General features: G+C 36.6%; 29 protein-coding genes. 21 read left to right on the top strand and 8 right to left on the bottom strand.

Annotation, left to right across the window (positions count from 1 at the left end):
- Positions 1–79 precede the first annotated feature (79 nt).
- The gene (locus JG738_RS06070; protein ID WP_201337039.1) at positions 80–1,252 is read right to left on the bottom strand and encodes a hypothetical protein; all 1,173 of its coding nucleotides are present in this window, start codon (positions 1,250–1,252) and stop codon (positions 80–82) included.
- Positions 1,253–1,280: 28 nt separating this feature from the next.
- Complete coding sequence (gene pstS / locus JG738_RS06065; protein WP_201337038.1) at positions 1,281–2,291, bottom strand: phosphate ABC transporter substrate-binding protein PstS; 1,011 nt, start codon at positions 2,289–2,291, stop codon at positions 1,281–1,283.
- A 128-nt stretch (positions 2,292–2,419) separates the two neighbouring features.
- On the opposite strand from pstS, the gene JG738_RS06060 reads away from it, so the two are divergent.
- Genes JG738_RS06060 through JG738_RS06040 form a run of 5 tightly spaced genes read left to right on the top strand, consistent with a single transcriptional unit; the run spans position 2,420 to position 6,050 of the window.
- Complete coding sequence (locus JG738_RS06060; RefSeq protein WP_201337037.1) at positions 2,420–3,079, top strand: PhoU domain-containing protein; 660 nt, start codon at positions 2,420–2,422, stop codon at positions 3,077–3,079.
- Positions 3,079–3,747 (top strand): response regulator transcription factor, encoded by a 669-nt coding sequence (locus JG738_RS06055; RefSeq protein ID WP_201337036.1) that lies wholly within the window; start codon positions 3,079–3,081, stop codon positions 3,745–3,747. Before JG738_RS06060 ends, JG738_RS06055 begins: the two co-directional genes overlap by 1 nt.
- On the top strand, positions 3,741–5,090 hold the full coding sequence (locus JG738_RS06050) for an ATP-binding protein (protein ID WP_201337035.1): 1,350 nt from the start codon (positions 3,741–3,743) through the stop codon (positions 5,088–5,090). Before JG738_RS06055 ends, JG738_RS06050 begins: the two co-directional genes overlap by 7 nt.
- A 52-nt stretch (positions 5,091–5,142) precedes the next feature.
- Entirely contained in the window at positions 5,143–5,478 is a 336-nt protein-coding gene (locus JG738_RS06045) for a zinc ribbon domain-containing protein YjdM (protein ID WP_236583113.1), read from the top strand.
- Complete coding sequence (locus tag JG738_RS06040) at positions 5,475–6,050, top strand: ABC transporter ATP-binding protein (protein ID WP_201337034.1); 576 nt, start codon at positions 5,475–5,477, stop codon at positions 6,048–6,050. Before JG738_RS06045 ends, JG738_RS06040 begins: the two co-directional genes overlap by 4 nt.
- Here JG738_RS06040 and JG738_RS06035 read toward each other — a convergent pair.
- Genes JG738_RS06035 through JG738_RS06010 form a run of 6 tightly spaced genes read right to left on the bottom strand, consistent with a single transcriptional unit; the run spans position 6,028 to position 10,667 of the window.
- On the bottom strand, positions 6,028–6,729 hold the full coding sequence (locus tag JG738_RS06035; protein WP_201337033.1) for a 1-acyl-sn-glycerol-3-phosphate acyltransferase: 702 nt from the start codon (positions 6,727–6,729) through the stop codon (positions 6,028–6,030). The genes JG738_RS06040 and JG738_RS06035 overlap by 23 nt on opposite strands.
- Positions 6,707–7,696 carry a hypothetical protein gene (locus tag JG738_RS06030; RefSeq protein ID WP_201337032.1) on the bottom strand — a complete coding sequence of 330 codons (990 nt, stop codon included), beginning with the start codon at positions 7,694–7,696 and terminating at the stop codon, positions 6,707–6,709. Before JG738_RS06030 ends, JG738_RS06035 begins: the two co-directional genes overlap by 23 nt.
- Before the next feature lie 40 nt (positions 7,697–7,736).
- On the bottom strand, positions 7,737–8,408 hold the full coding sequence (purQ, locus tag JG738_RS06025; RefSeq protein WP_201337031.1) for a phosphoribosylformylglycinamidine synthase I: 672 nt from the start codon (positions 8,406–8,408) through the stop codon (positions 7,737–7,739).
- Positions 8,405–8,650, bottom strand: a complete 246-nt coding sequence (gene purS, locus JG738_RS06020) for a phosphoribosylformylglycinamidine synthase subunit PurS (protein WP_201337030.1) — start codon at positions 8,648–8,650, stop codon at positions 8,405–8,407. The genes purQ and purS overlap by 4 nt, the downstream gene beginning before the upstream one ends.
- The gene (gene purC / locus JG738_RS06015) at positions 8,647–9,366 is read right to left on the bottom strand and encodes a phosphoribosylaminoimidazolesuccinocarboxamide synthase (protein WP_201337029.1); all 720 of its coding nucleotides are present in this window, start codon (positions 9,364–9,366) and stop codon (positions 8,647–8,649) included. Before purC ends, purS begins: the two co-directional genes overlap by 4 nt.
- Entirely contained in the window at positions 9,363–10,667 is a 1,305-nt protein-coding gene (locus JG738_RS06010) for a S41 family peptidase (protein ID WP_201337028.1), read from the bottom strand. Before JG738_RS06010 ends, purC begins: the two co-directional genes overlap by 4 nt.
- Positions 10,668–10,910: 243 nt before the next feature.
- Between JG738_RS06010 and JG738_RS10585 the strand changes: the two genes are divergently transcribed.
- The 16 genes from JG738_RS10585 (at position 10,911) to JG738_RS05930 (ending at position 25,582) form a co-directional block, all read left to right on the top strand.
- Positions 10,911–13,499: an ATP-dependent Clp protease ATP-binding subunit gene (locus tag JG738_RS10585; protein ID WP_201337027.1), complete on the top strand. Its 2,589-nt coding sequence runs from the start codon at positions 10,911–10,913 to the stop codon at positions 13,497–13,499.
- A gap of 142 nt (positions 13,500–13,641) precedes the next feature.
- Positions 13,642–15,132, top strand: coding sequence for a DUF1538 domain-containing protein (locus JG738_RS06000; protein WP_201337026.1), 1,491 nt, complete (start codon positions 13,642–13,644; stop codon positions 15,130–15,132).
- Complete coding sequence (locus tag JG738_RS05995) at positions 15,132–15,482, top strand: transcriptional regulator (RefSeq protein ID WP_084275954.1); 351 nt, start codon at positions 15,132–15,134, stop codon at positions 15,480–15,482. The genes JG738_RS06000 and JG738_RS05995 overlap by 1 nt, the downstream gene beginning before the upstream one ends.
- A gap of 19 nt (positions 15,483–15,501) precedes the next feature.
- Positions 15,502–15,891: a CBS domain-containing protein gene (locus tag JG738_RS05990; protein WP_084275953.1), complete on the top strand. Its 390-nt coding sequence runs from the start codon at positions 15,502–15,504 to the stop codon at positions 15,889–15,891.
- 60 nt (positions 15,892–15,951) lie between these two features.
- Positions 15,952–16,086 (top strand): 50S ribosomal protein L34, encoded by a 135-nt coding sequence (gene rpmH / locus JG738_RS05985; RefSeq protein WP_187648509.1) that lies wholly within the window; start codon positions 15,952–15,954, stop codon positions 16,084–16,086.
- A 5-nt stretch (positions 16,087–16,091) separates the two neighbouring features.
- Entirely contained in the window at positions 16,092–16,412 is a 321-nt protein-coding gene (gene rnpA / locus JG738_RS05980; RefSeq protein ID WP_201337025.1) for a ribonuclease P protein component, read from the top strand.
- Positions 16,409–16,723 (top strand): membrane protein insertion efficiency factor YidD, encoded by a 315-nt coding sequence (yidD, locus tag JG738_RS05975; protein WP_370583679.1) that lies wholly within the window; start codon positions 16,409–16,411, stop codon positions 16,721–16,723. The genes rnpA and yidD overlap by 4 nt, the downstream gene beginning before the upstream one ends.
- 3 nt (positions 16,724–16,726) lie before the next feature.
- On the top strand, positions 16,727–18,319 hold the full coding sequence (yidC, locus tag JG738_RS05970) for a membrane protein insertase YidC (RefSeq protein WP_201337023.1): 1,593 nt from the start codon (positions 16,727–16,729) through the stop codon (positions 18,317–18,319).
- A gap of 3 nt (positions 18,320–18,322) precedes the next feature.
- Positions 18,323–19,048, top strand: coding sequence for a Jag N-terminal domain-containing protein (locus tag JG738_RS05965; RefSeq protein WP_201337022.1), 726 nt, complete (start codon positions 18,323–18,325; stop codon positions 19,046–19,048).
- Positions 19,029–20,372, top strand: coding sequence for a tRNA uridine-5-carboxymethylaminomethyl(34) synthesis GTPase MnmE (gene mnmE, locus JG738_RS05960; RefSeq protein WP_201337021.1), 1,344 nt, complete (start codon positions 19,029–19,031; stop codon positions 20,370–20,372). The genes JG738_RS05965 and mnmE overlap by 20 nt, the downstream gene beginning before the upstream one ends.
- On the top strand, positions 20,362–20,754 hold the full coding sequence (gene ruvX / locus JG738_RS05955) for a Holliday junction resolvase RuvX (protein ID WP_201337020.1): 393 nt from the start codon (positions 20,362–20,364) through the stop codon (positions 20,752–20,754). Before mnmE ends, ruvX begins: the two co-directional genes overlap by 11 nt.
- A complete protein-coding gene (locus tag JG738_RS05950) occupies positions 20,744–21,070 on the top strand; it encodes a hypothetical protein (RefSeq protein ID WP_201337019.1) in 327 nt (108 codons plus the stop codon). The genes ruvX and JG738_RS05950 overlap by 11 nt, the downstream gene beginning before the upstream one ends.
- A gap of 46 nt (positions 21,071–21,116) precedes the next feature.
- Positions 21,117–23,378 (top strand): 5-methyltetrahydropteroyltriglutamate--homocysteine S-methyltransferase, encoded by a 2,262-nt coding sequence (gene metE, locus JG738_RS05945; protein WP_201337018.1) that lies wholly within the window; start codon positions 21,117–21,119, stop codon positions 23,376–23,378.
- 38 nt (positions 23,379–23,416) lie between these two features.
- Positions 23,417–24,232: an aspartoacylase gene (locus tag JG738_RS05940; RefSeq protein ID WP_201337017.1), complete on the top strand. Its 816-nt coding sequence runs from the start codon at positions 23,417–23,419 to the stop codon at positions 24,230–24,232.
- Positions 24,233–24,288: 56 nt separating this feature from the next.
- Complete coding sequence (gene htpX, locus JG738_RS05935; protein ID WP_201337016.1) at positions 24,289–25,167, top strand: protease HtpX; 879 nt, start codon at positions 24,289–24,291, stop codon at positions 25,165–25,167.
- A 19-nt stretch (positions 25,168–25,186) separates the two neighbouring features.
- Positions 25,187–25,582 (top strand): hypothetical protein, encoded by a 396-nt coding sequence (locus JG738_RS05930; RefSeq protein WP_201337015.1) that lies wholly within the window; start codon positions 25,187–25,189, stop codon positions 25,580–25,582.
- Positions 25,583–25,603: the final 21 nt, after the last annotated feature.

Here is a 25,603-nt window from a genome sequence, read left to right as displayed (position 1 = left end):
GCTAAATTACAAAACAGTTACATTCAAAGCAGGTAAAGAAAAGCAAGAATAAAATAGTATGGTAAGAGGAGGAAGCCTCTTACCAATGTACCTCAGCGGTGAGGAGGTAATCGATTTTGTCGCTATTGTTAGGTTGATCATCAGTATATTTATTAATATTTGCAATAAATTTCACATTTTTATTATAAGTATATGCCACGCCCGCAATGATATTTTTCTTTGTGTAATCAATATTGCTTGCAGGAGTTACTTTCCAGTGGTCATAGCGGGCTAAAATGCTCCAATCTTGGATTGGTCTAAACTCTCCATTTACGCTCCAACCTTTTCCATCATGAGGTCCGCCATTATTGTCATCTTTCATCAAATAACCACCTATGAGAAACATCGGAGTATTATATACAGCGTGGAGTCCTGTAATGGTATCTTTGTTTTGTCCGTTATCTGTCCCAGTAAGATAGCGTCCAAAAAAAGAGATATTGAGCCACTCATCACTTGTTGCATGCACGTGTTTTTTTCCAGTTCCAAGAGCTTCATATGTTAAGCGCCACTCAAAGCTTTGTCCAGTTCCGCTTTTAACGCTATGATATCCGCCGTTATTGAATAGTCCAATTTCGCTTGTAAAGTAGTCTGTTTTAGTTTTAAAGTTTATACCAGGAGAAGCTGAATTAATTACATGTGCTGCATTGCGAGTCTCGACAAATGTTTCGGAAATACTTCTATAAAGCCATCCGTGATGCTCAGCATAATCTATCCAAGGTCTATGAACCTGACCAAATTCAACGCCTGTAAAGGGGAGAATGTTGCTTAAATAGAGGTATGCATATTTGAGTCTTGCTACCCAGTCGCCATTATTTTGTTGATGGGTATCGAGTGTAATTCTTGCATAAGCGTGCTTATTCCAGTAGGCTTTTACTTGCAAGTAGTTTCTTCTTGTCTCAAAAGTGCTCTTATCAGCTCTATTTTTATCATCGAAATCCGTATAGTGATATCCAAGGTAATGGACTCCGTTAATTTTAAGTTTTGGGACCTTACTAAAAACTTTCGTTCCCTTTATCTCTTTTGTCATTTCATTGCGGATTTTTTGGTTTTGCTTAGCCATATCTTGAACACTTATAAAATCGCCAAGCTTTACTCTGTTTGGTCCAGGTTTTGTATAGATTGCACCGCTGTCTTTATCCTGATAAAGAGTAATTGTTCCAGCCATTAAAGACGTTGCTACAAATGCCGATAAACTCAAAGCTATTTTTTTCATATTTTTTCCTTTTATTCAAGTTTATATTTTATTTGCTCTTGGGAGCAATTTTGTGCATTTTCCAATATTTTCTGACCATATCTTTTGTGGATGCCGGAAGCGGAATATATCCCAATCTTTTTGCATCTTCATCTGCGTTTCTAAAAGCCCAGTCAAAGAAAGCTGTTACTTTTTTGTTTGTTGCAGTTTTTTCCCGTGGAAGTAGAATGAAAGTCCCAGCTACTATTGGATAGCTGTTAATACCTGGCTGAAGTGCCAAGACTTGGTAAAAGTGGTTTTTTGGACTCCATTTTGCATGAGAAGCTGCTGCTTGGAAATTTTTTTCAGTCGGTGCTACCCATTTGCCGCTTGCTGTTTGCAAAGTGGCAGCTTTGAAATTGTTCTGTTTTTTGTAGGCATACTCTATATAGCCGATACTGTAAGGGGTTTGTTTTAAAAGGTTTGATACTCCCTCATTTCCTTTGCCTCCAAGTCCCACAGGCCAATCAACCGCTTTTCCTGTTCCTGCATTGCTTGCCCAATCTTTGCTTACATGCGTTAGATAGTAGGTGAAGTTAAATGTTGTTCCACTGCCATCGCTTCTATGAATAACAACGATTTTTTTATGAGGAAGTTTCACACCTGGATTATTTTCGGCAATTGCTTTATCATCCCAATATTTTATTTTGCCAAGAAAAATGTTTGCGACATCTTTGTTTTCAAGTTTAAGATTGTCTGGAATATTTGGAACATTATAAGCTACTACAATACTTCCAATGACAGCCGGAAATTGGTAGAGTCTTTTTTTATCAAGCTGTTTTGGCTTGAGAGGCTTATCGCTAGCTCCAAAATCAACAATTCTGGCACTAATTTGTTTAATGCCACCTCCACTTCCGATAGATTGATAATTTATTTGATTTCCAGTTATCTTATAGTAATTATATGCCCATGCATAGTAAAGTGGAGCTGGAAACGTGGCACCTGCTCCGTTAATACGTTCAGCAAAGCTGCTTGTAGCGATTGCCGCTGCTGCAAGAGCTGTTATTGCAATGCTTCTCATTCATTCTCCCTTTTGGTTTTGACATTGAAAGTATAAAAAGTAAAAATGACAAATTGGTTACAAGGTGTAACTGTTTTGTTACAATTGTGCATTATAATGCCTAAAAAATTAGAATGAGGGTAAAACGGATGCTTACTACCTATCAGCAAAGGGTAAAAAGACTCAACAGTGTGGTTCAAGATGCTACAAAAAAGATTGTAGCAGCCCACAAAGTAGCACTCAGTGCTTTTAAAAATAAAGATTTGGATGAGTTTGAAGCAGTTATTGAGTTAGTGAAAACAATGGATGAAGAGGCAAGAGATATAGATAATGATGTAGTAAAAATCATTGCTCTTTTTGGTCCGGAGGCGAGTGAATTAAGAGAGCTAATTGCTTATATCAAACTCACTAATGAAATTGTACGAATTGGCGATTATGCCAAAACTTATGCCAAAACGATGAAGCGCCATATTGCAAAGAAAATCGATTTTTCAAAACTCGATGAGTATGTTATTCAACTGCATGAGACTGCTATTAAGGCAATAGAGTTTGCATTAGATATTATTGAAAGCGAAGATGGGGAGGAGCTTTATCGCAAAACGATGGTAGAAGAGAGTAAAACGGATGAAATATTTAAGCTTTTTGAAAAAGAGCTTCTCTCAGATCTTTGTGAAGATAGTAAGAAAATTGCAGATTATCTCAATGTGCTATCTACCGCAAGAAAAATTGAGCGCACGGCAGACAGAGCCGTTGAAATTGCAAAACTGCTGCTGTTTGCCAAAAAGGGCGGAAAATTGGAGAGCTTTTAGTGGCAAAACCTTTAATTGTCGTTATTGAAGACAAAGAAGATCTGCTAGAGCTTTTAGAGTTTCGTCTTTCTAAAGAATATGAAGTAGAGGGGTTTTTATCTACAAAAAATGTAGAGCACTTTTTGGAAGAGGAAGATGTAGCCTTGATGCTAGTTGATAGAAATTTACCGGGAGTTGAGGGGAGCGAGTTTGTAAAAAATCTTCGCAATAAAGGATATGACATCCCCGTTATTTTCCTTACGGCAAAAGATAGTGAGAGTGATATTGAGATGGGATTTATGCGTGGAGGAGATGATTATATTACAAAACCTTTTAATTTTAATGAGCTTTTGCTAAGAATCCAAGCAGTCCTTCGTAGAAGCCGTCCGGATCTCTTTGCTTCTAGTTTGAAATATAGAGATATTGAGCTTCATCCTTCTTCGCACAAATGTTTTATTGAAGGCAAAGAGGTGCAGCTGACAAAACTTGAATTTGAGCTTTTGAGTGTGTTTTTAAAAAATAGAGGTCAGGTACTCAGCAGAGATTATCTCTTGGAGCATGTTTGGAGGGATATTAAACAAGAGCGCAGTGTCAATGTAGCAATCAAGCGTCTTAAAGAAAAGATTGATCCAAAAAAAGAGAAAAACTACATCGAAGCGGTACGGGGAGTTGGGTATAAGCTATGCTAAGACTTCATCAGATCTTTTTTTCCCATCTTTTGGCACTTTTGGGCGTTTTATTTATTTTGGTAAGTCTTTTTAGCTACTATGGAATCTGTCAGATAGAGATTGATAACTTTACAAATGAGCTTAAAACTATTCTAAAAATTTTAGATGAAAAGATAGATGTTAAAAAGATTGATAAAAAAGTACATGCAAGGGTTACTCTCATTGATAGCAGCGGCAAAGTACTTGCAGAGAGCCGTTTTGATCCACAGGGTATGGAAAATCATCTTTACCGCCCCGAAATCAAAGAGGCAATGAAAAAGGGGTGGGGAAGGAGCGTAAGGTATTCAGCTACTTTGCACCAAGACTTTTTGTATGTAGCCAAGAGGCTTGGTAATGGAAAGTTTTTGCGTCTTGCTAAACCGCTCCAAGAGATTAATGAGCATTTTTTAGCTCTTTGGATCCGTTTTATGGCGATATTTGCCCTTTTTATATTTATAGCTTTGTTGGTTTCATTCTTTTTAAGCAAAAAAATTAAAGCTGAAGTGCAAAAGATTTTAGACTATGTAGATGCTCTGTGGCACAAAGAGTATGAAAAGAGTTTAAAAGTCTCTTTTGCCAAAGAGTTTGAGCTTTTATCAAAGCATCTACAAAAGCTTGCAAAGAGGCTTCAAAAAAGGGAAGCAAAAAAGGAGCGCTATACGCAAAAAATCAAGCAGATCTCCAGACAGCGAACAGAACTTATCAGCGCTATCAGTCATGAGTTTAAAAATCCCGTTGCCGTTATAGATGGATATGCTCAGACTCTTTTGGAAGAGGAGGTTCCGCAGAAACTGCAAAAGAGATTTATTGAAAAGATCTACAATGCAAGCCAGAAAATTAGCTATATGATTGATAGATTAGCTCTTGCTATGAAGTTTGAAAGCGGTTCTTTGCAGCCCCATAAAGAGCGTTTTGATATGTGTGAAGCTTTGCAAAAGGTGGTTGAATTTATCCATCAGCGCTATAAAAATAGAGAAATTCAGATAGCATGCAAGCCTTTTATGGTTTATGCAGACAGGCAAATGATAGAAACTGTGCTTTTTAATCTTTTGGATAACGCTTTGAAATATTCTGAGCTTGCGGTTGTGGTGCGTATCAAAGATGATTATTTGGAGGTTATAGACAGGGGAATTGGGATAAAGGAAAAGGAGATAAAGAAACTTACCAAAAAGTTTTACAGAGTGCGTCAAAGTTGGGATAACTCCATGGGACTTGGGCTTTATATTACGGAGTATATTTTACAGCTCCATCATACAAAGCTGGAGATTGTGAGCGAATACGGTAAAGGATCTGTTTTTCGATTTTCTTTGAAACCTTTGCAATAAAAAGAGATTTTTCTTTGCTTTTGAAGTATAATTACATCAAAAAAGGAGAATTATGAGTTTACCAAAATGTCCAAAATGTGGTAGTGAATATGTCTATGAAGATGGAGAACTGCTTATATGCCCAGAGTGTGGATATGAGTTCACAAAAGAGGATATTGAGAAAAAAGAAGAAGGACTTATAGTTAAAGATGCCCACGGAAATATTTTACAAGATGGTGATGATGTAATTGTGATTAAAGATCTCAAAGTCAAAGGTGCAAGTGGATCTATTAAAGGGGGAACGAAAGTCAAAAATATACGTCTTTGTGAAGGAGATCATAATATTGATTGTAAAGTTCCCGGATTTGGAGCTATGAAGCTTAAAAGCGAATTTGTAAAAAAAGCATGAGTGTTTTAAAAATAGAGCATCTCACCTTTGGTTATTCCCAAGAAAAACTTCTCTTTCAAGATTTCTCTTTGGAGGTGAAAAAGGGAGAGATAGTCTCTATTGTAGGACCGAGTGGTATAGGAAAAAGTACACTTTTTGAATTGATTGCAGGTTTTTTAAAGCCAATGAGTGGAACGATTAAAAAGGAATCTTTTAGTGTAATTTTTCAAGATCCCTATACCTCTTTTCATCCTACGTATAAAATAGTAGATCAAATTTCTGATGTTTGTGATATCAGTGGCATTGAAGAGCTATCTTTACAAATGGATATCGATCCAAAGCTTTTATATAAGCTTCCTCATGAACTCTCTGGTGGGCAACTGCAGCGCTGCTCAATACTCCGTGCTATGATGATGAAGCCAAAACTCATCTTAGCAGATGAGCCTACAAGTGCCTTGGATAATATCACAAGTCTTAAAGTGATGAAGCTGCTACTGCGCTATCTTGATAGAGTAGGGATTTTACTCATTACACACGATTTGGCGCTTGCTCAGTGGTGTAGTGATCGTATTATTGCGTTGGGCAAAGAGTAGCACGCTCACTATCTATTATCTCTTGCATTTTGCTGCGCAGATCTCTCAGCCAGTCAGTTTGAGGATCCGGTGTGAAGCTTGGTAAATATTTTACTTTGATAATGCCAGGATTGAGTTCAAGATTCTTGCTATCAAATCTTGCCCTTGCGCAAACGATGACGACAGGTTGCACTTTGAGATGGAGTTTTTCAGCAATGATCTTTGCTCCCGGTTTGAATGACAATAGCCTGTCTCCTCTAGCACGTGTACCTTCAGGAAAGATAGCAATTATTTTATTTTGACTTTTAGTTTTTGATTCTTTGAGAAGATGAACGAGAGATTTACGATCTTCTCTATCAAGGCGAATATTTTCAGGAAGTTTGAGTAAAAGGCCAAAAAATGGAGTATCAAAAAGCTCTTTTTTAGCAATCCATACCATATCATAAGGAAATGTTGCTTCGATTACTGGAATATCAATGAGGCTTGAGTGGTTCATAATAATCATTTTTACTGTAGGATCTGGTTTGCCTTCTGTTACTACTTTGATACCAAGGAGTTGTAAGATTGCAAGGGTGAAGAGTGTTTTGAGTTTTTTGTAATGGTTTTTGGGAAAAAGTAAAAATGCCAAGATGTTAAGAGTTACCATAATTAATATTACAAGTGCTGCATAAATACCTCTAATTTTGGCAAAGATCTTCATATTTTACCCATCCTACTTTATTGTTTTCTAACTCTATTTTTACATAGCCGGATACTTCGTTGAGTTTGATATATTTTTGTCGATGGTGATTGATGCGAAAAATTGTGCTATTTTTTGTAGGGAGTATATAGATTTTGCTATTTTCTTTTAAGCAGACCCTTTGCATTGGCATAGAGAGATATCCAGCATAAAAAAATGCAAGTAGTGCTAAGAGAGCATTGAAAATCGAACGTAGCCAAAAAGCTAGCAAAAGTAATACTACTCCCAGTGTAACAAAAATAGTTATTTTAAGTGTTTTGTTCTTATCTTCAGCAGGATTAATGTCTGATTGTGTACTGACAATTTCATCTTTTACTTTGATAGGAAAAGAGAGCTTTTGAAACTCTCTTTTGTCTGTATTGAAATAGCTCATTTTTAGCTCATTGATATCTGCAGGTATAAATGCATAATATATGATTTGTGCAACAGGAAAGCTTTTATTGATCTCTTTAATTTCACCTTTTTGTGCATAAGGGATAGCAAAATCTTCCAAATTACTCATATTGCCTTCAAGTTTCATGACAACAAGATTAACATGTTGGTTAAATTGCACACTTTTGTGTTGAGTTATGTGAAGATTTTTAGCCAGCACATTGCAAAAATCGCGAGGATAGTTAAGATTATTTACTTGTAAAGGCAGACCTTGCAATGTGGCAGTATAGTTTTGTGTTGTAAGGATAATATCGGGAAGTTTAGCGTGCATACCAAGAATTTTAAAATAGAGTGTTTTGTAGTGATAAAGTTCATCTTGAATCAAAGACTCTTGCATGGCGCGCAAAGAGACATTTTGCTCATTTATAAAAGTAAATGAAACATTATTTTCTGCATCGGAATTAAGATAGCGGATAGTTACAGGGACTATTTGGCGCAAAAAAACTGTCTGAGGGATTTTATGCCATTCGGCTAGAATAGCCGAAGCATATAACATGATTGTTGTAGAAGAGATAACGAGAAAATAGACAAGTACTCTAATACATAAATCCTTTAATCATCATTATTCCATCTTCACTACCAAGAATCTTCTCACAGGCTCTCTCTGGATGAGGCATGAGTCCAAAAACATTTTTTTCTTTATTGCATATACCAGCTATAGCATCAACACTTCCGTTTGGATTATCATACTCCCCATTTTTGTCGCAATATTGTAAAATCACTTGATCGTTATCATACATACTTTTAAGTATCTCTTCTTGAACATAATAGTTTCCTTCCGCATGCGCGATAGGAATATTGAGAATCTCTCCATTTTCCAGTAATGAGAGAAATTTATTATTGTTAGAAAGTACTTTAATATATTGAAACTTGGAGACAAAGTGAAGATTTTCATTACGCTTCATGGCTCCAGGAAGCAGATGGGATTCTAAGAGAATTTGGAAGCCATTACATATACCCAATACATAGCCACCTTTTTTGGCAAACTCTTGTACAGCTTGCATGATTGGACTAAACCTTGCTATTGCGCCACTTCTGAGATAGTCTCCATAGCTAAATCCACCAGGAAGAACTACAAGATCTATATCTTTAGGAAGTGTTTGATCTTTATGCCAGACTATTGTTGTTTTTGCTCCAATGATATTAAACGCATACTCTGTATCAAATTCGCAGTTTGTTCCCGGAAATCTGATAATCGCTACTTTCATTGTACTATCTCTATCGTATAATCTTCTATAACAGTATTGGCAAGAAGTTTTTCACACATCTCTTCTACCTCTTTTTTTGCCTCGTCTGCAGAAAGACCATCTTTGAGAGTAAGAATTATCTGCTTACCAACTCTTACATCTTCTACATCTTGAAATCCTAGAGATCCTAATGCATGTTTGACCGCTTTTCCCTGAGGATCGAGAACACCCTCTTTGAGATGAATATTGACTATAGCCTTCATGACATTACCTTTTGAATTCTATTGAGTACTTCTTCGTATGCTACTTTTACGTCACCTAAATCGTGGCGAAAAAGATCTTTATCAAGTTTCTCTCCACTCGTTTTATCCCAAAATCTACAGCTATCAGGGCTAATTTCATCGGCAAGAATAATATTGCCTTCACTATCTTTGCCAAATTCTACTTTGAAGTCTACTAAATTGAGGTTGGCTTTGTCAAAAAAGCTTTTGAGTACTACATTGATTTCTCGTCCAAGACGCTTGAGCTCTTCAAGTTCGCTTTCATGATCTACAAGCTCCAAAATCAAAGCATGTTCATCGTTAATTAAAGGATCGTGGAGTTCATCATTTTTATAATAAAATTCTACCAGTGCAAAAGGCAGCACAGTCCCGTCAGGTATGCCTAACCGTTTTGTCAAAGAGCCAGTTGCAATGTTTCTTACAACAACTTCAATCATAATCATATCTGCTTTTTTAATAACCATTTCATGATCGCTGATACATTCAACAAAATGCGTTTTAATACCATGATTTTCTAGGAGCTTAAAAAGATGTGCGCTTATTTGACAATTAAGTGCACCTTTTCCTTGTGCTTGGCTTCTTTTTTGGGCATCAAAGGCAGTGAGATCGTCTTTGAATTCTGCAATGAAGAGATTTTCATCATTGGTTTTATAAATTTTTTTGGCTTTACCTTCATAAAGTAGTTCACGTTTTTTCACTTAGACTCCTTTGCAATTATTAATGCTTTGAGAATATCGAAAGCCTCTTTGAGCTGTGCGTCATTATAGAGTTTTTCTTCATCTATGATATTCTTATCTTTTTTATTCTCTTTTTTACTCTTAGGCTTTTTCCCATCAATTTTTTCAAGTTCACTTTTGAGATGCGCTTTGAGTTCAGCCTCTTTGATAGCAAACTCATCCTCTTTTTTTTGTACTTTTCCTGGATAAGCAATAATGTCAGGCGTAATGCCCTTTGCCTGGATAGTACGTCCACTTGGCAAGTAGTAGCGTGCAATTGTAAGTTTAATAGCTTCATCTTTATCTATTGGCAAAATGACTTGTACACTACCTTTCCCGAATGTTTTCTCACCAACTATTACGGCTCTGTGATGATCTTGTAATGCACCACTTACAATCTCACTTGCACTTGCACTTCCACCATTAACAAGAACTACTAAAGGTATGTTTTTGATAGTACCTGTGCTATGAGCAGTATAAACTCTGTTTTCACTTTTTACTCTTCCTTTTTGGGAGACGATTATTCCCTTATCGATAAAAAGATCGCATAACCCTACAGCCTGATCGAGAAGCCCTCCTGGATTATTACGCAAATCTATAACAATGCCTTTATTATTTTTATTTTGCTTGAGTATCTTTTGTACATCTTTTACAACCTTTTTATCAAAGTTGGTTATACGGATGTAGAGATATTCAGGTTTGAGGATACGTTTTGCATAGACAGACTTGACTTTGATAATATCACGGGTGATTTCAACAACAAAAGGCTTTGCTTCACCTTTACGAAAAATAGTGAGTTTGATTTTAGTACCAGGCTTTCCTCGCATAAGGTTGACTGCTTCATCAAGAGTCATATCAAGAGTTGACTTATCATTTATTTTGAGAATTATATCACCTGCTTTGAGCCCTGCTTTATCTGCAGGTGTTCCTTCTAAAGGAGCTATAACTGTTAGTGCACCATCACGCATTCCGACTGTTATACCAAGTCCTCCAAACTCTCCAGATGTCTGGATTTGCAACTCTTTAAAATGTTTTTTATCAAGATAGGCTGAATGTGCGTCAAGATTACTTAAAAGGCCAGCAATCGATTTTTCAATAATCTTTTCAATTGTAAGTGGATCTACATAATACTTTTCAACAGTATTGACTACTTTAGTAAATTTTGCAATTGCTTGAAGTTTTGCTGTTATATTTGCATCGTAGTCGCTGCGAGCAAAGATAAGAGAACTCGATATCATAAGCGCAGCGGCTGCACCTATAATGAAGGGTTGGGATTTTTTCATGTTTTATTGCTCCCGCATTCTTATAATTTATTTAGAGCAATTATTATATGGAATAAATACTAAAAATTGGCTAAATATAGTATCCTTTTATGGTGTTACCATTTTGTAGTGCTACTAAAGTATCAAAGAATTTTATACTATTATGATAAGATTCTTTTTAGAAATATTTTGGTTACTAAATCAATAAATTTGACAACCAATGACTAAGATATTATAATATAAACAAACTAAAAAGGAGAAAATATGAGCAATATTTTTGAGAAGCTAACGCACAAAATGACAGAGACGTTAGATAGTGCAGTCAGTCTAGCGCTACATAATAAAAATCCTGAAGTAGATGTAGCTCATATGTTATGGGCGCTTTTAACAGATACAAGCTCAATTCTCAATCAAGCCCTCAATAAAATGGGAGTTGACAAAGCTGCTATTGAGCTTGAAGCAAAGAGTGCTGCTGATAGACTGCCAAAAGTATCATCCATCACAAAAGAGAATATAAAAATCTCACGAAATCTCGCTGAGAGTTTGCAAAAAGCAGAAGGTTTGATGGTTCGCAATGGCGATCAGTACCTTGCAGTCGATACATGGATCGAAGCAAATATGGACAATCCAGTATTTAAAAAGGTACTTGGAAAATATGTAGATCTCTTTGAGCTTAAAAAGACTCTTGAGGCTATGCGAGGTGGTAAAAAAATAGAATCACAAACTGCTGAAGAGACACTTGAAGCACTTGAAAAATATGGGATAGATTTAACAAAAAAAGCAGCAGAGGGTGAACTTGATCCAGTTATTGGTCGAGATGAAGAGATCCATAGAGTTATGCAGATTTTGATTAGAAAAACAAAAAACAACCCAATTTTGCTTGGTGAGCCAGGTGTTGGTAAGACAGCTATCGTTGAAGGATTAGCACAAAGAATTGTGAATAAAGAGGTGCCTTTGAGTCTACAAAATAGACGCGTAATTGCTCTTGATATGACTGCACTTGTAGCAGGTGCAAAATATCGAGGTGAGTTTGAAGATAGACTTAAAGCTGTTGTAGATGAGGTAAAAAATGCTGGAAATATTATCCTTTTTATCGATGAGATCCATACAATTGTTGGAGCGGGTGCCAGTGAAGGAAGTATGGATGCAGCAAACATCCTCAAACCAGCTCTTGCACGAGGAGAGCTTCATACAATCGGTGCAACTACGTTGAAAGAATACAGAAAATATTTTGAAAAAGATGCAGCACTTCAAAGACGTTTCCAACCAGTGAAAGTCGAGGAGCCTAACATCAATGAAGCGTTGCAGATTTTACGTGGTATTAGAGAACGCCTTGAAGCGCACCACAATGTACAGATTCTTGATAGTGCACTTGTGGCAGCAGTAAAACTTTCTAGCAGGTATATAACTGATAGATATTTGCCAGATAAGGCTATCGACCTCATAGATGAAGCGGCGGCTGAACTGAAAATGCAGATTGAATCTGAGCCGTTTGAGCTTAGCAAAGTTAAACGCCAAATCCAGCAGCTTTTGGTTGAAAAAGAGGCTCTCATGATGGAAGAGAGCAAGAAGAATGAAGAGCGTCTTGCTGAAATTGAAAAAGAGCTAGCAGACTTAGAAGAGAAAAAGCGACAGCTTGAAGCGCAATTTGAAACAGAAAAGAAAATATTCAAAGAGATAGCTGAAATCAAAGAAAAAATTGAGCGCTTAAAAGCAGATGCAGAAAAAGCGAAACGTGAAGGTGACTTTGAAAAAGCAGCAAAAATTGAGTATGGCGAAATTCCAGAGTTGCAGAAAAAGCTTGAAGAGCTCAATGAGCAGTGGAATAGAATGCAAGAGGCTGGAACGCTTCTAAAAAACGCTGTTGATGAAGAGATGATTGCCAAGATTGTAAGCAAATGGACAGGTATTCCTGTTACTAAAATGCTCCAGAGCGAAAAAGAGAAAATCTTGCATGTTGAAGATGAACTTAAAAAATATGTGGTTGGTCAAGATGCAGCCATTAAAGCGGTGGCAAGAGCAATTAAAAGAAACAAAGCAGGGCTTTCTGATACCAACAGACCAATTGGTAGCTTTATGTTCTTAGGACCAACGGGGGTTGGTAAAACAGAGACTGCCAAAACATTAGCAAGATTCTTGTTTGATACCGAAAAATCACTTATTAGAATTGACATGAGTGAATATATGGAAAAACATGCAGTGAGCCGCCTTGTTGGTGCACCTCCAGGATATGTTGGATATGAAGAGGGTGGTCAGCTTACTGAAGCGGTACGTAGAAAACCATATAGCGTCGTGCTTTTTGACGAGATAGAAAAAGCGCATCCAGATGTATTTAATATTTTGTTGCAAGTACTTGATGATGGACGCCTTACTGATAACAAAGGTGTGACAGTCGATTTTAGAAACACTATCATCATCATGACAAGTAACATTGCTAGCGATAAGATTATGGAGTTTAAAGATCCTGAAGATAGAGAAAAAGCGGTCAAAGATGAATTGAAACGCTATTTCAAACCGGAATTCTTGAACCGACTTGATGATATCGTGATATTCAATCCTCTTGGTGAGCAAGAGATTGTCAAAATTGTAGATATCATGTTTGCAAGAATTCAAGAAAAACTTAAAGAGCGAGATATCAAGATCGAGCTAACTGAGAGTGCTAAAAAGCTTGTAGCAAAAGCGGGGTTTGATCCAGTATATGGTGCTAGACCGCTCAAACGAGCACTTTATGAAATCGTAGAAGATACATTGGCTGAGCTTATCTTAGAAGATAAAGTGCAAGAGGGCGATAGTGTCAAGTTTGATGCCGAAGGCGATCAGGTAGTCGTTTATGTAAATGGACAAAGAGTCTAATACAACAGCCTACCTTTTGGTAGGTTGTTAATTTGTAACAATCTTAGTAATTTACCTCTTCTATAGCTTGAATACTCCACTTTAGAGCTCTCTTTCTATGTAAAATCTAAATAATATTATTTTTATAAACTGAGGAATTTGTATGGAGATTCTTCGTATATTTTTTCAAGATTTAAAAAACTCTTTTCAAGATCTCTTGCCAATTGTTGTAGTTGTTGCAATTTTTCAATTTTTTATTATTGGACAGGTTCCTCAAAACTCCCTCTCAATCGTTATAGGTCTTATCATAGTTGCTTTTGGACTAGCTGTATTTATACGAGGCTTGGAGCTTGGAATATTTCCTATCGGTGAAAATCTTGCAATTGAGTTTGCTAAAAAAGGTAGTCTCTTTTGGCTTTTGCTTTTTGCATTTTTGATTGGATTTTCAACAACGATTGCTGAGCCAGCCCTTATTGCTATAGCGCAAAAATCTGAAGTTATTAGTCAAGGAAAAATTGATGCATTTATTTTGAGGCTTACAGTGGCGCTTTCTGTTGGTTTTGCTATAGCTTTAGGAGTTTTTAGAATTATTGTTGGTCATCCTATTCAATACTATATTATTGTAGGGTATATATTGGTCGTACTTCTTACCTTTTTTGCGCCTAAAGAGATTGTTGGGCTTGCATACGATAGTGGAGGTGTAACAACTTCTACAGTTACCGTCCCTCTAGTTGCAGCTCTTGGTATTGGACTTGCTACTAGTATTAAAGGGAGAAATCCGGTAATTGATGGATTTGGACTTATCGCTTTTGCTTCTTTAACGCCTATGATATTTGTCCAAATTTATGGAATAATCGCTTCGCACTTTGGCTCCCAAAATACTGAGATAATCACAATTGCAAAAGCTATAACCCAAGAAGTTGTTGAAGAGAGTCATTTTGATATAAAAAAGATATTCTTTGATTTAATCGCAGTTGTGAAAGACATTTTGCCAATTTTAGGTGTAATTTTCTTTTTTCAATACATAATTATTAAAAGACCACTACCACATTTGTATAAAATATCTTTTGGGATACTTTTAGTTATCATTGGACTCTATGCCTTTATCTTAGGACTTGAGATTGGACTTTTTCCAATAGGTGAGACACTTGCATTTCAACTTACCTCTACTGGAAAAATATTTTTGATATATCTCTTTGCTTTTTTAATCGGCTTTTCTACAACTATGGCTGAGCCTGCACTCTTAGCTATAGCTATAAAAGCACAAGAGGTGAGTGAAAATAGAATCAACTCCTTACTTCTAAGAGTCTTTGTAGCTTTAGGAGTTGCAATTGGAATAGCTTTGGGAGCATATAGAATCGTAACAGGTGGAGAGATACACTACTACATAATTGTAGGATATATTGTTGTTATTCTCCTAACATATTTTGCACCAAAATATATTATTCCAATAGCGTATGATAGCGGAGGTGTTACAACATCTACTGTTACAGTGCCATTGGTAGCTGCTCTTGGTTTAGGTCTTGCACAAAATATTCCAGGAAGAGATCCTTTAATTGATGGGTTTGGGCTTATAGCATTTGCTTCGCTTTTTCCAATGATTACCGTTATGGGATATGGAATATATGCTGAATTTAAAAGAAAGGAAAACTGATGAAATTTGTAGCACTTGTTGCAATTATTCCAAATGAGATGGAAGAGAAGGGAGTAGAGATTGCTAAAAATGCCGGTGCTGGAGCTGTGACAATAATAAGTGGCAAAAATATAGGGCTTAAAGAGAAAAAGATTTTTTTTGGAGTCACTCTGGAAGAAGCTATGTCAATTTTACTCTTTATTTTGCCAAGAAAACTCTCTTTGAAAGTTTTGCGAGCATTGAAAAATGAATTGAATGTTGAAGATACCGAAAATAGTTCTATTATTTTTACTCTTCCTTTAGAACATGTTGTAGGAATTAATAAGGAAGAATTGCATAAGTTTGAGAGTGAAATTAAAACGATTCTTTAGATTTTAAAAAGGAGAACAAATGTTAGTCGAAGAGATTATGACACCAAAAGAAAAGCTAATAATTGTAGATCAATTAGATTCGGTGAGAAAAGCTCTTGAGCTAATGAAGAAGCATAATATTAAATCTGTAATTGTCGATAAAAATTCACCTAATGGTGCTTATGGACTTTTGACATTCAAAAATATTCTCCAAGCAATTGTTGCTCAGGAGGGGGATATTGATCTTTTGAATGTTTACGATATAGCAACAATTCCGGCTATTAGTGTGACAAGAAAATTAGAGATGAGGTATGTTGCAAAAATGATGGTAAGCCATAGTATCAAAAGAGTTTTAGTTGTAGATGATAATGAATTATATGGAATAATCACAATGAGCGATATTATTGGTGTTTTATTGGAAGACATTTAAAAGAATTTAAGCTCTTTTTTAGTAAACTTAACCACCAAAATTTTATCTTAAAGGATTCGAATGAAAAGAACATACCAACCGCATAATACGAGAAGAAAAAGAACGCACGGTTTTAGAGTGAGAATGAAAAGTAAAAATGGTAGAAAAGTTATAAATGCAAGACGTGCAAAAGGTAGAAAAAGATTGGCAGTATAAAAGGAGTGCAAACTCTCAAAACAAAAAGAGAGTTTGACGTTGTATATAAAAAAGGAGTGGTTTTTCACACTCCATTTTTTGTTCTTTTTTATTTACACAATAAAAATACAAAAGTCGGATTTGTTGCAAGCAAAAAAGTAGGAAAAGCTGTAAAAAGAAATAGAGCAAAAAGAGTTCTCAAAGCTCTTTTTATAAAAAATTTTGAGCAGTTTCCGACTGGCGAATATGTTTTTGTTGCTAAGCAGAAGATACTTGAAATAGATTTTAAAAGACTAGATCAGGTGATGCAAAATATCCTGAATCGTATAAAGAGACGTAAATGGTGAAAAAGAGTCTTCTTTTCTTATTAAAAGTGTACCAAAAGGTATTTACACTCCTTTCCTATGGGAGCTGCAGATACTATCCAACATGCTCCGAATATGCAGTATGGAAAATAGAGCAAGATAATATTTTTAAAGCTCTTTTTGATACTACTTTGCGTATACTTCGATGTAATCAACTCTTTTCTGGTGGAATAGATTATCCCACGGTACGAAAGAGTATAAACAATGCTTCTTATAAAAAAATCACTGTTAAATATTGGCTTGTTCCAAAAAATGGTTCTAAATATTTCCTCATAAAAAATTTTAAAAGGTAGTATATGTTAGAGAATATGAGTACAAATCAACGGGTGTTACTTGCAACAATTATCTCTTTAGTAGTGTTTATCGTATACGATTATTTCTTTATGCCGCAAAATCTCAAGCAAAATCTTGACAACAATAAAACTTCAACAAAAATTGAAGCTCCTGCAAAATCTCAAACTGCTGCACCTGTGCAAGCAGATAGCAACAAAATGGAGGCTCCTTCTCAAGGTCATACCGCAAAGAATGAGCAGCTACTAAAAATTACTTCACAAAAATTTGATCTCTTTATCGACTCTTTAGGCCGTGTTTCTCAAGTTATACTGGAAGAGAAAAAATATAAAAACGAATCTGGAGCACAGATTAGACTTTTCGATGAAAATAAGCTGCCAAAACCTTTAGAGATACGTTTTAGTGATGCATCACTCAATGAAAAGTCATTTAAAACGCCATATAGCTATGAAGGGCCAAAAGAGATCTCTTTAAAAGAGCCAACAACAATTGTACTCAAGCAAGATCTTGCTACAGTGAAAGTTATAAAAAAGATTACTATCTATCCTGACGGACACTACAGCGCAAATATATCTTTAACTAAAAATGAGGACTACTATATTTCACCTGGATACAGACCAAATGTGAGAGTAGATGGGTATACACTCCATGGAGCTTTAATAAAAGAAGCAGACAATACAATAACTATCATAGAAGATGGTGATGCAAAAGGTACTGAAGTCTTTAAAAAAGCAAAAATTGCAGCAGCTTTTGATAGATACTATACAACATTTTTCTATGACTTGAAAAACGGACTCAATGTTGTTGTAACAAAAGATAGCGAAGAGAATCCTATTCTTTTTGTTCAAGGTTCAAGTAATTTTCAAGTAAATGGTTATTTTGGTCCAAAAGAGTACGAAACACTCAAGGCAATTAATCCAGAGCTTACTGATGTAATTGAGTATGGCTTTTTTACATTCATTGCAAAACCGATGTTTAAAGCACTTCTTGCACTCTATCATTTTGTTGGTAATTGGGGTTGGGCGATTGTTGTTTTGACTATCATTATTCGTATTATTCTCTTTCCTTTGACACTCAAAGGAATGCTCTCTATGCAAAAGCTTAAAGACCTTGCACCAAAAATTAAAGAGATTCAGCAAAAATATAAAGGTGATCCACAAAAAATGAATGCCCATATGATGCAACTTTACAAAAAGCATGGGGCGAATCCTATGGGCGGATGTTTGCCAATGCTATTGCAAATTCCAGTTTTCTTTGCTATTTATAGAGTACTGCTTAATGCAATTGAGCTCAAAGGTGCTCCTTGGATTTTATGGATTACAGATTTGAGTGTAAAAGATCCCTATTTTGTATTACCAATTTTGATGGGTATTACAATGTTTATTCATCAAAAACTTACACCTACTACGATTACTGATCCTATGCAGAAAAAACTTTTTACCTATTTACCAATTGTTTTTACATTCTTTTTCTTGACATTCCCAGCAGGACTTACGCTCTACTGGTTTACAAACAATATTCTCTCAATTATCCAGCAGCTCATTGTAAATAAGATTTTTGAAGCTAAAAAGCTTAGCAAAGTAAGTAAAGAAGGATAAAATATGTCAGATCCTATTAAAATTGAGGCACCTACACTAGAAGAAGCATATAAGAAAGCAGCAGAGCAACTCTCTTGCTCTATTAACGATCTTGATATCAAAGTACTGCAGCATCCCTCAAAAGGGATTCTTGGTATTGGAAAGAAAAATGCTATTATCCTCGTTCGTTGTGAATCAGAGTCTGAACATCCAAAAGTAGAAGAGGTATTGCCAAAAATCGAAAAGCCAAAAGAAGAGATTTTTGATAATTTCTATAAAGAAAAAAAAGATCTTGAACAAATAGCCCAAGAGGTTCAATCTGAGCTCAATGAACTTTTTAAAAATATCTGTTTTGGTCTAGAACCAATAGAGGTCAAGCCATATAGTCAAGATACACTTCTCATCGAGTTTAGTGGTGAAGATGCAGCTTTACTTATAGGAAAAGAGGGATATCGCTACAAAGCCCTTTCTTATATGCTTTTTAATTGGATAAATCCAAAATATAATTTGCAGATACGGTTAGAAATAGCTGAATTTTTAAAGACGCAAGAAGAGATGATACGCAACTATCTCATACCTGTGATTGAAAGAATCAAAAAAGAGGGAAAAGGGCAGACAAAACCACTCGATGGTGTGCTAATACAGATAGCTTTGCGTCAGCTTCGTGAAGCTTTTCCTGAAAAATATGTAGCAATTCGTGAAAGAAATGGTGAAAAATATATCATAGTCAATGAATTTAGAAAAAACTGATACTATTGCTGCTATTGCAACAGCTCATGGAGTAGGATCCATTGCAATAGTGCGTCTCAGTGGTCCTGAGGCGCTCGCAATTGCACAAAAAATAACAAAAAAAGCACTCAAACCACGTTTTGCACATCTGCGTACTCTTTATAACTATCAAGATGAGATAATAGATCAAGCCATTGTTATATATTTTAAAGCTCCTCATAGCTTCACAGGCGAAGATATTGTAGAGTTTCAGTGTCATGGTGGCATCATAGTAGCCGATATGGTTCTTAGAACCCTTTTGCATCATGGTGCAAGACTTGCAGAGCCTGGAGAGTTTAGTAAAAGAGCCTTTTTAAATGGGAAAATAGATTTAAGCGAAGCTGAGGCGATTGCAAAAATTATTGAAGCTAAAAGTGAAGATGCTGCAAAAATATTAGCACGTCAACTTAAAGGTGAGCTAGCTAGCTTCGTAGAAGAGGTGAGAGAGCAGCTCATACGCATTCTTGCCTATGTGGAAGTCAATATCGATTATGCTGAAGAGGATCTACCAGTAGATTTGCAAGAGCAGATGCAAAACCAACTTGAAACTATTAGCAAAAATCTTGCAAAAATACTTGAATCAAGTAAACGTCGAGAGGGGCTTATCGAAGGATTTAAAGTTGCCATTATTGGCAAACCAAATACTGGCAAGAGCTCTTTGCTCAATGCCCTTTTGAATTATGAGCGTGCTATTGTGAGTGATATTGCTGGCACTACAAGGGACACGATAGAAGAGAGTGTCAGAATTGGCTCGCATCTTGTGCGTTTTGTAGATACTGCTGGGATTCGTGAGGCACAAGATACGATTGAGCGAATAGGTGTAGAGCGTAGTATCAAAGCAATTGAAGAGAGTGATATTGTCATAGCAATGTTTGATGCAAGCAAGCCACTTGAGAGTGAAGATCAAAAAATTATTGATCTTATTCAACGATACAAAAATGAAAAAGACATTATAGTTATTTTGAATAAAATCGATCTTGGTAAGGAGATAACTATCGAAGATATTGAACCAATAGAGCTAAGTGTCAAGCAAGATATTTCACCGCTTATTAAAAAGCTCCAAACAATTCTCGATAGTTATGCAAATACCGAAGAGATTTTGCTAGTCTCAAGGCGACAGATAGATACTGTAACTAAGGCACTTGAGGCAATTAATGCAGCAAAGATACCTTTGGAGATGGGAGAGCTGGAGATTTTTGCTTTTCATATCAATGAAGCAATTACCGCTATTGGCTCAATAACAAGGCCGATGGAGAGCTCTGAACTACTTGATAAAATGTTTGGGGAGTTTTGCCTTGGCAAATAGGATTGCAGCAATTGACGTGGGTCTGAAGCGAATAGGTACTGCAATCTGTCTTGATGGCAAAATAGTATTGCCTCAAAATCCAATTTTGCGAAAAAGTAGAAATCAAGCTGCTTGTGATGTGAGTAGTTTTTTACGAGAGTGGAATATCGATACGCTGATTGTTGGCATACCAGATGGCAGCTCAAAAGAGGAGATGCAAAGGCGTATTGCCCATTTTGTCTCTTTGTTGGATTTTGATGGCGTTGTGGAATTTGTGGATGAAGGGTTTACCTCCCATGAAGCGAAGGAAGCAACAAAAGGTGTCATAAAACACAAAAAAGACGGAAAAATAGACTCTATTGCCGCACAAAAAATCCTTGAGAGGTGGCTGCTTGGTCGCTAAAGGTTTTGGAAAAAACTATTTTCGGCTCACTGCCATTACAGCTACTGTCAATGCCGTAACACTCCAAAAAGAGGCTGTTCGTTGCAGATATTTTGTAATGTTTCATAAACTTGATAAAAAAAGTGAGCCTCCACCGGATGAGCCGATTGAAGAGCAATTTATCGAAAATGAGCGCGAAGAGGGTTCGAAACCTTGCTATTGCAATCTCTTCTTTGCATGTTTGGCTCATAAAGTTTTGCGTCTCTCTCGTATAAAAAAACCTCCGCCTTGCAAATGTCGCTACACCAAAACCGGTATCGCTCCTCCTTCTTTTTAGTTCTACTAACGCATTACTACAAACTATAAAAAAAGAAGGAGAAGATATGCCATATGTAACAGGATTTCCAAGAATTGGTGAAAAAAGAGAGTTAAAGTTTGCTTTGGAAAAGTATTGGAATAAAGAGATCACGTTAAATGAACTGCAAGAAGTTGCAAAAACTCTTCGAAAGCGGCATTGGAATTATCAGAAAGAGGCGGGAATTGAGTTTATCAGTTCCAACGATTTTAGTTTTTATGATCAGATGATTGACGCTATTGTCATGGTAGGAGCTGTACCTGAGGAGTACAAAGATTTAGATGGGTTGGATCGCTATTTCGCGATGGCTCGAGGTGATAAAACGCATAAAGCACTTGCAATGACGAAATGGTTCAATACAAATTATCACTATTTCGTACCGATTCTTCATAAAGATCAAACATTTTCTCTTAATTTAGATAAAGCAATAAGCGAATATCAAGAGGCTAAAGCATTGGGGATAGAGACAAAGGTTAACCTCATAGGACCGGTGACATTCTTGGCTCTTTCAAGAACGAGTGATGGCTCAAATCCACTCGATCTTCTAGATAGACTTCTGCCAATCTATCAAGAAGCGTTAAATATACTGGAAAACATTGGCGTAAAGACCATTCAGCTCGATGAGCCGGTATTGGTGAGAGATCCTGATGAAAAAATGCTTGAGGCATTACAAAAATCGTATGAGACCTTAATGGCAAATGATCTCGAACTTTTTGTTGTGACCTATTTTGAGCATGCAAATGAAGCTGTCCAAATACTCGTTGATACCTCCATTGATGGAATTGGTCTCGATTTTGTACATGGTCCTAAAAATATCGAATCTGTTGAAAGAATCGCAAAAAGTGGAAAAAAACTTATCGCCGGCGTAGTTGATGGTAGAAACATCTGGGTGAGTGATATAGAGAAGAAAGTGGAATTTTTAAACGCACTCCCGATAGACAAGGACCAGCTCGTCGTCTCAACAAGCTGCTCACTTTTGCACGTTCCATATACTTTGGAATATGAAGAAAAACTGGACAGCAACATAAAGACATGGCTCGCTTTTGCAAAAGAGAAGCTAGGTGAACTTCGTCTCATTGACAAACTCTATAGATCAAAAGAGCTTGGAGATGATGATCAAGCACTTTTGGAAGCAAATAAAAAAGCAAACGAAACAAGAAAGAGCTCTACACAGATTCACAACAAAGATGTTCAAAGCAGACTTGCAAACCTCAACAAGGAACAGTGTGAGCGATCTATGCCGGCAACAAAGAGACTCCAGCTTCAGCATGAGATCCTCGGATATCCGATCTTGCCGACTACGACAATTGGAAGTTTTCCACAAACGAAAGAGGTCAGAGCTATCAGGAAAGCTTACAAAGATGGTTCGTTGAGTGAAGAGAAGTACAAAGAGAAGATCAAAGAGCAGATTGCACACTGCGTCAAAGTGCAAGAAGATATCGGTCTTGATGTTTTGGTGCATGGTGAGTTTGAGAGAAACGATATGGTTGAGTATTTCGGCGAGTTTCTTGAAGGGGTGACATTCAGCCAAAATGGGTGGGTGCAAAGCTATGGAAGCAGATGCGTCAAACCTCCTATCATTTTCGGGGATGTCAGCAGACCAAAATCGATAACGGTAGAGTGGATTACCTATGCACAAAGTCTCACGGACAAACCGATGAAAGGGATGCTAACCGGTCCAGTGACGATGCTCAACTGGAGTTTTGTACGAGATGATCTTAAAAGGGAGTTGGTCTATAAGCAGATGGCGTTGGCGATTGCCGATGAAGTGAAAGATTTGCAAGAAGCTGGTATTAAGATTATCCAAGTAGATGAAGCGGCTTTCAAAGAGGGGTATCCTTTGCACGATGAAAACAAAAACGAGTATGAACGAGTCGCTGTTGAGAGTTTTAAAATCGCAACTGCCGTGGCTAAACCCGAAACACAAATCCACACCCATATGTGTTACAGCGATTTTAACGATATTATGCCAACAATTGATGCGATGGATGCAGATGTGATTTCAATTGAGACGGCACGAAACGGAAACAGACTCTTGGAGGCTTTTAAAAACTACAACTACCAAAAAGAGGTTGGTGCGGGCGTTTACGATATTCACTCTCCAAGAATTCCGAATAAAGAGGAACTTATCAAGGAGATTGAACAAAGAATGCAGGTTTTCCCAGCCAATAAACTTTGGATTAATCCGGACTGCGGGCTTAAGACAAGAAAATGGGAGGAGGTGATTCCGGCTCTAACAAACATGGTGGAAGCAACAAAAGAGATTAGAAAACGTATTGTTAAGCTATAATTTCAAAAGGGCAAATCGCCCTTTTGAAAGGACGATAAATGAATGTTACAATTGCAGGCGGCGTGCATGGAAATGAACTTATAGGCATTTATATTGTAAAAAAACTGATGCGAGAAAATTTTTGGCTCAAAGATATTGCAATAGATTACTTACTAGCAAATCCAAAAGCTATAAAAGAGTGCAGACGCTATATAGACTACGATCTCAATCGCTCTTTTTCTCAAGAAGCACTCAGCGAAGACTCTCATATTTATGAATATGAACGAGCTAAAGTGCTCAAAAAGAGATTAGAAGATACAGATTTTCTCATAGATTTGCATACTACTACTGCAAATATGGGTATCACAATAGTACTTAGCAAAGATGATCCTCTGAGCGCAAATGTAGCCAAAATATTGGCAAGAGAGTATGAAAATGTCAAGATCCTTCGCTGGTTTGGCACTGAGGAGGGCAACTTTATCAATAGCTGTGTGAAAAGTTCCATTACAATTGAAGTTGGTCCTGTCTGTCAAGGGGTATTGGATGCATCGATCTTTTTTAATACACTGAAAGTACTCAAAAGAGCCTTAGATATTTTGCGAAAAGATGAAAAGATGGATGAGAAGGTGGTCTGTTACGATATTTATGACTCTAGGGATTTTCCAAGAGAGGGCGAAGAGCTTGCAGGCATGATTCATCCTGAATTTCTTGGAAGAGATTATCAACTGCTTCATCATGGCGATCCAATATTTTTACGATTTGATGAAGAAGAGATTTATTATGAAGGAGAGCCATCCTATCCTGTTTTTGTCAATGAAGCAGCCTATTACGAAAAGAAAATAGCTTTTTGTTTAGCAAAGAAAAATATGCTTTAGCATGTAAACTGTAATTTTTTTTCGTTAAAATAGAGCAAAAAAAAAGAGGAGGGGTAATGGGAATAATACTCTTTATACTTATGAACTTAGCCGTAATGGCTTCGATATATTTGACTATATTTATCATTGAAGCATTTTTTGGTGTAAGGCTCGATCAAGGCACAATTAGCGGACTTTTGATTCTCTCTTTTATTGTTGGTTTTAGCGGTGCGCTTATTTCTCTCTTTTTGTCTAAATGGATGGCAAAAATGCATATGGGAGTGCAAGTAATAGAGCATCCAAGCAATGCAACTGAAGAGTGGCTTGTAAAGACTGTTTACAAGCTTGCAGATGAAGCCGGTATAGGCAGACCAGAAGTTGGAATTTTCAATGGTCCTCCTAACGCTTTTGCTACAGGATGGAACCGTAATGATGCTCTTGTAGCAGTCTCTACGTCTTTACTAGAACTTATGAGTCCAGAAGAGATTGAGGGAGTTTTAGCTCATGAGATAAGCCACATCAAACATGGCGATATGATTACTATGACACTCTTGCAAGGTGTTCTCAATACCTTTGTTTTCTTCTTCTCTCGTCTTATTGCAAATATCATTGCACCAAAAGATGAGGAGGGTAATCCTAGTCCAATGGCCTATATGGCTATAAGTTTTGCGCTAGAGATTGCTTTAACAATTTTTGCAACAATGCTTGCTATGTGGTTTAGTAGATACCGTGAATTTAAAGCAGACGAGGGTGCGGTACGTCTCGATGGGCCAAGAGGTATCTATTATGCTTTAGCCAAACTTGGTCAGATTCCAAAAGAGCAAGTGGCTCTGCCTAGTGATATGAAAGCTTTTGGTATCGTGGGATTTATGGATCTCTTTGCTTCACATCCACCAATTGAAAAACGTTTAGCACATATAAAAGAGGTGGCACAAGAGATGGGGTATCATTTATGATACCCCTTGAAGGCTTATAATGTTTGAAGAGATTGCAAGGAATTTTAAATTTTCAAAAGATAATGAAACACTTCTAATTTCTCTAGGTATTCTTGTAGTACTTATCATTCTTTTTGTCGCTATTATGCTTTACTATAATTATCTTCAAAAAAAAGCGGAGTTCAAACATTTTACTTTTTTGATCGGTGAGCGTAATATTGCAAAAGATGATATGAAGAGACTCTTCAATTATTTGACCAAACATAAAATAGATCCTAAATTGATTTTAGAGAGTGAAGAAGTTATGGAGCGAGCAGTCAAGGGAGCAGGACTAGATTTGGCTGAAATGAGAGAAAAATTGGGATTTGATAAAGGCTCTCTTATAAAACGCTATTTGGAGCGCCAAGAGGAGTTACGGAAAAAGTGGAATAGTTAATAGTAATATGCATTAAAAGGT

It is taken from the genome of Nitratiruptor sp. YY08-26 (assembly GCF_016593215.1).
Taxonomy (GTDB): Bacteria; Campylobacterota; Campylobacteria; order Campylobacterales; family Nitratiruptoraceae; genus Nitratiruptor; species Nitratiruptor tergarcus.
This window is presented reverse-complemented; position numbering and strand designations above follow the sequence as displayed.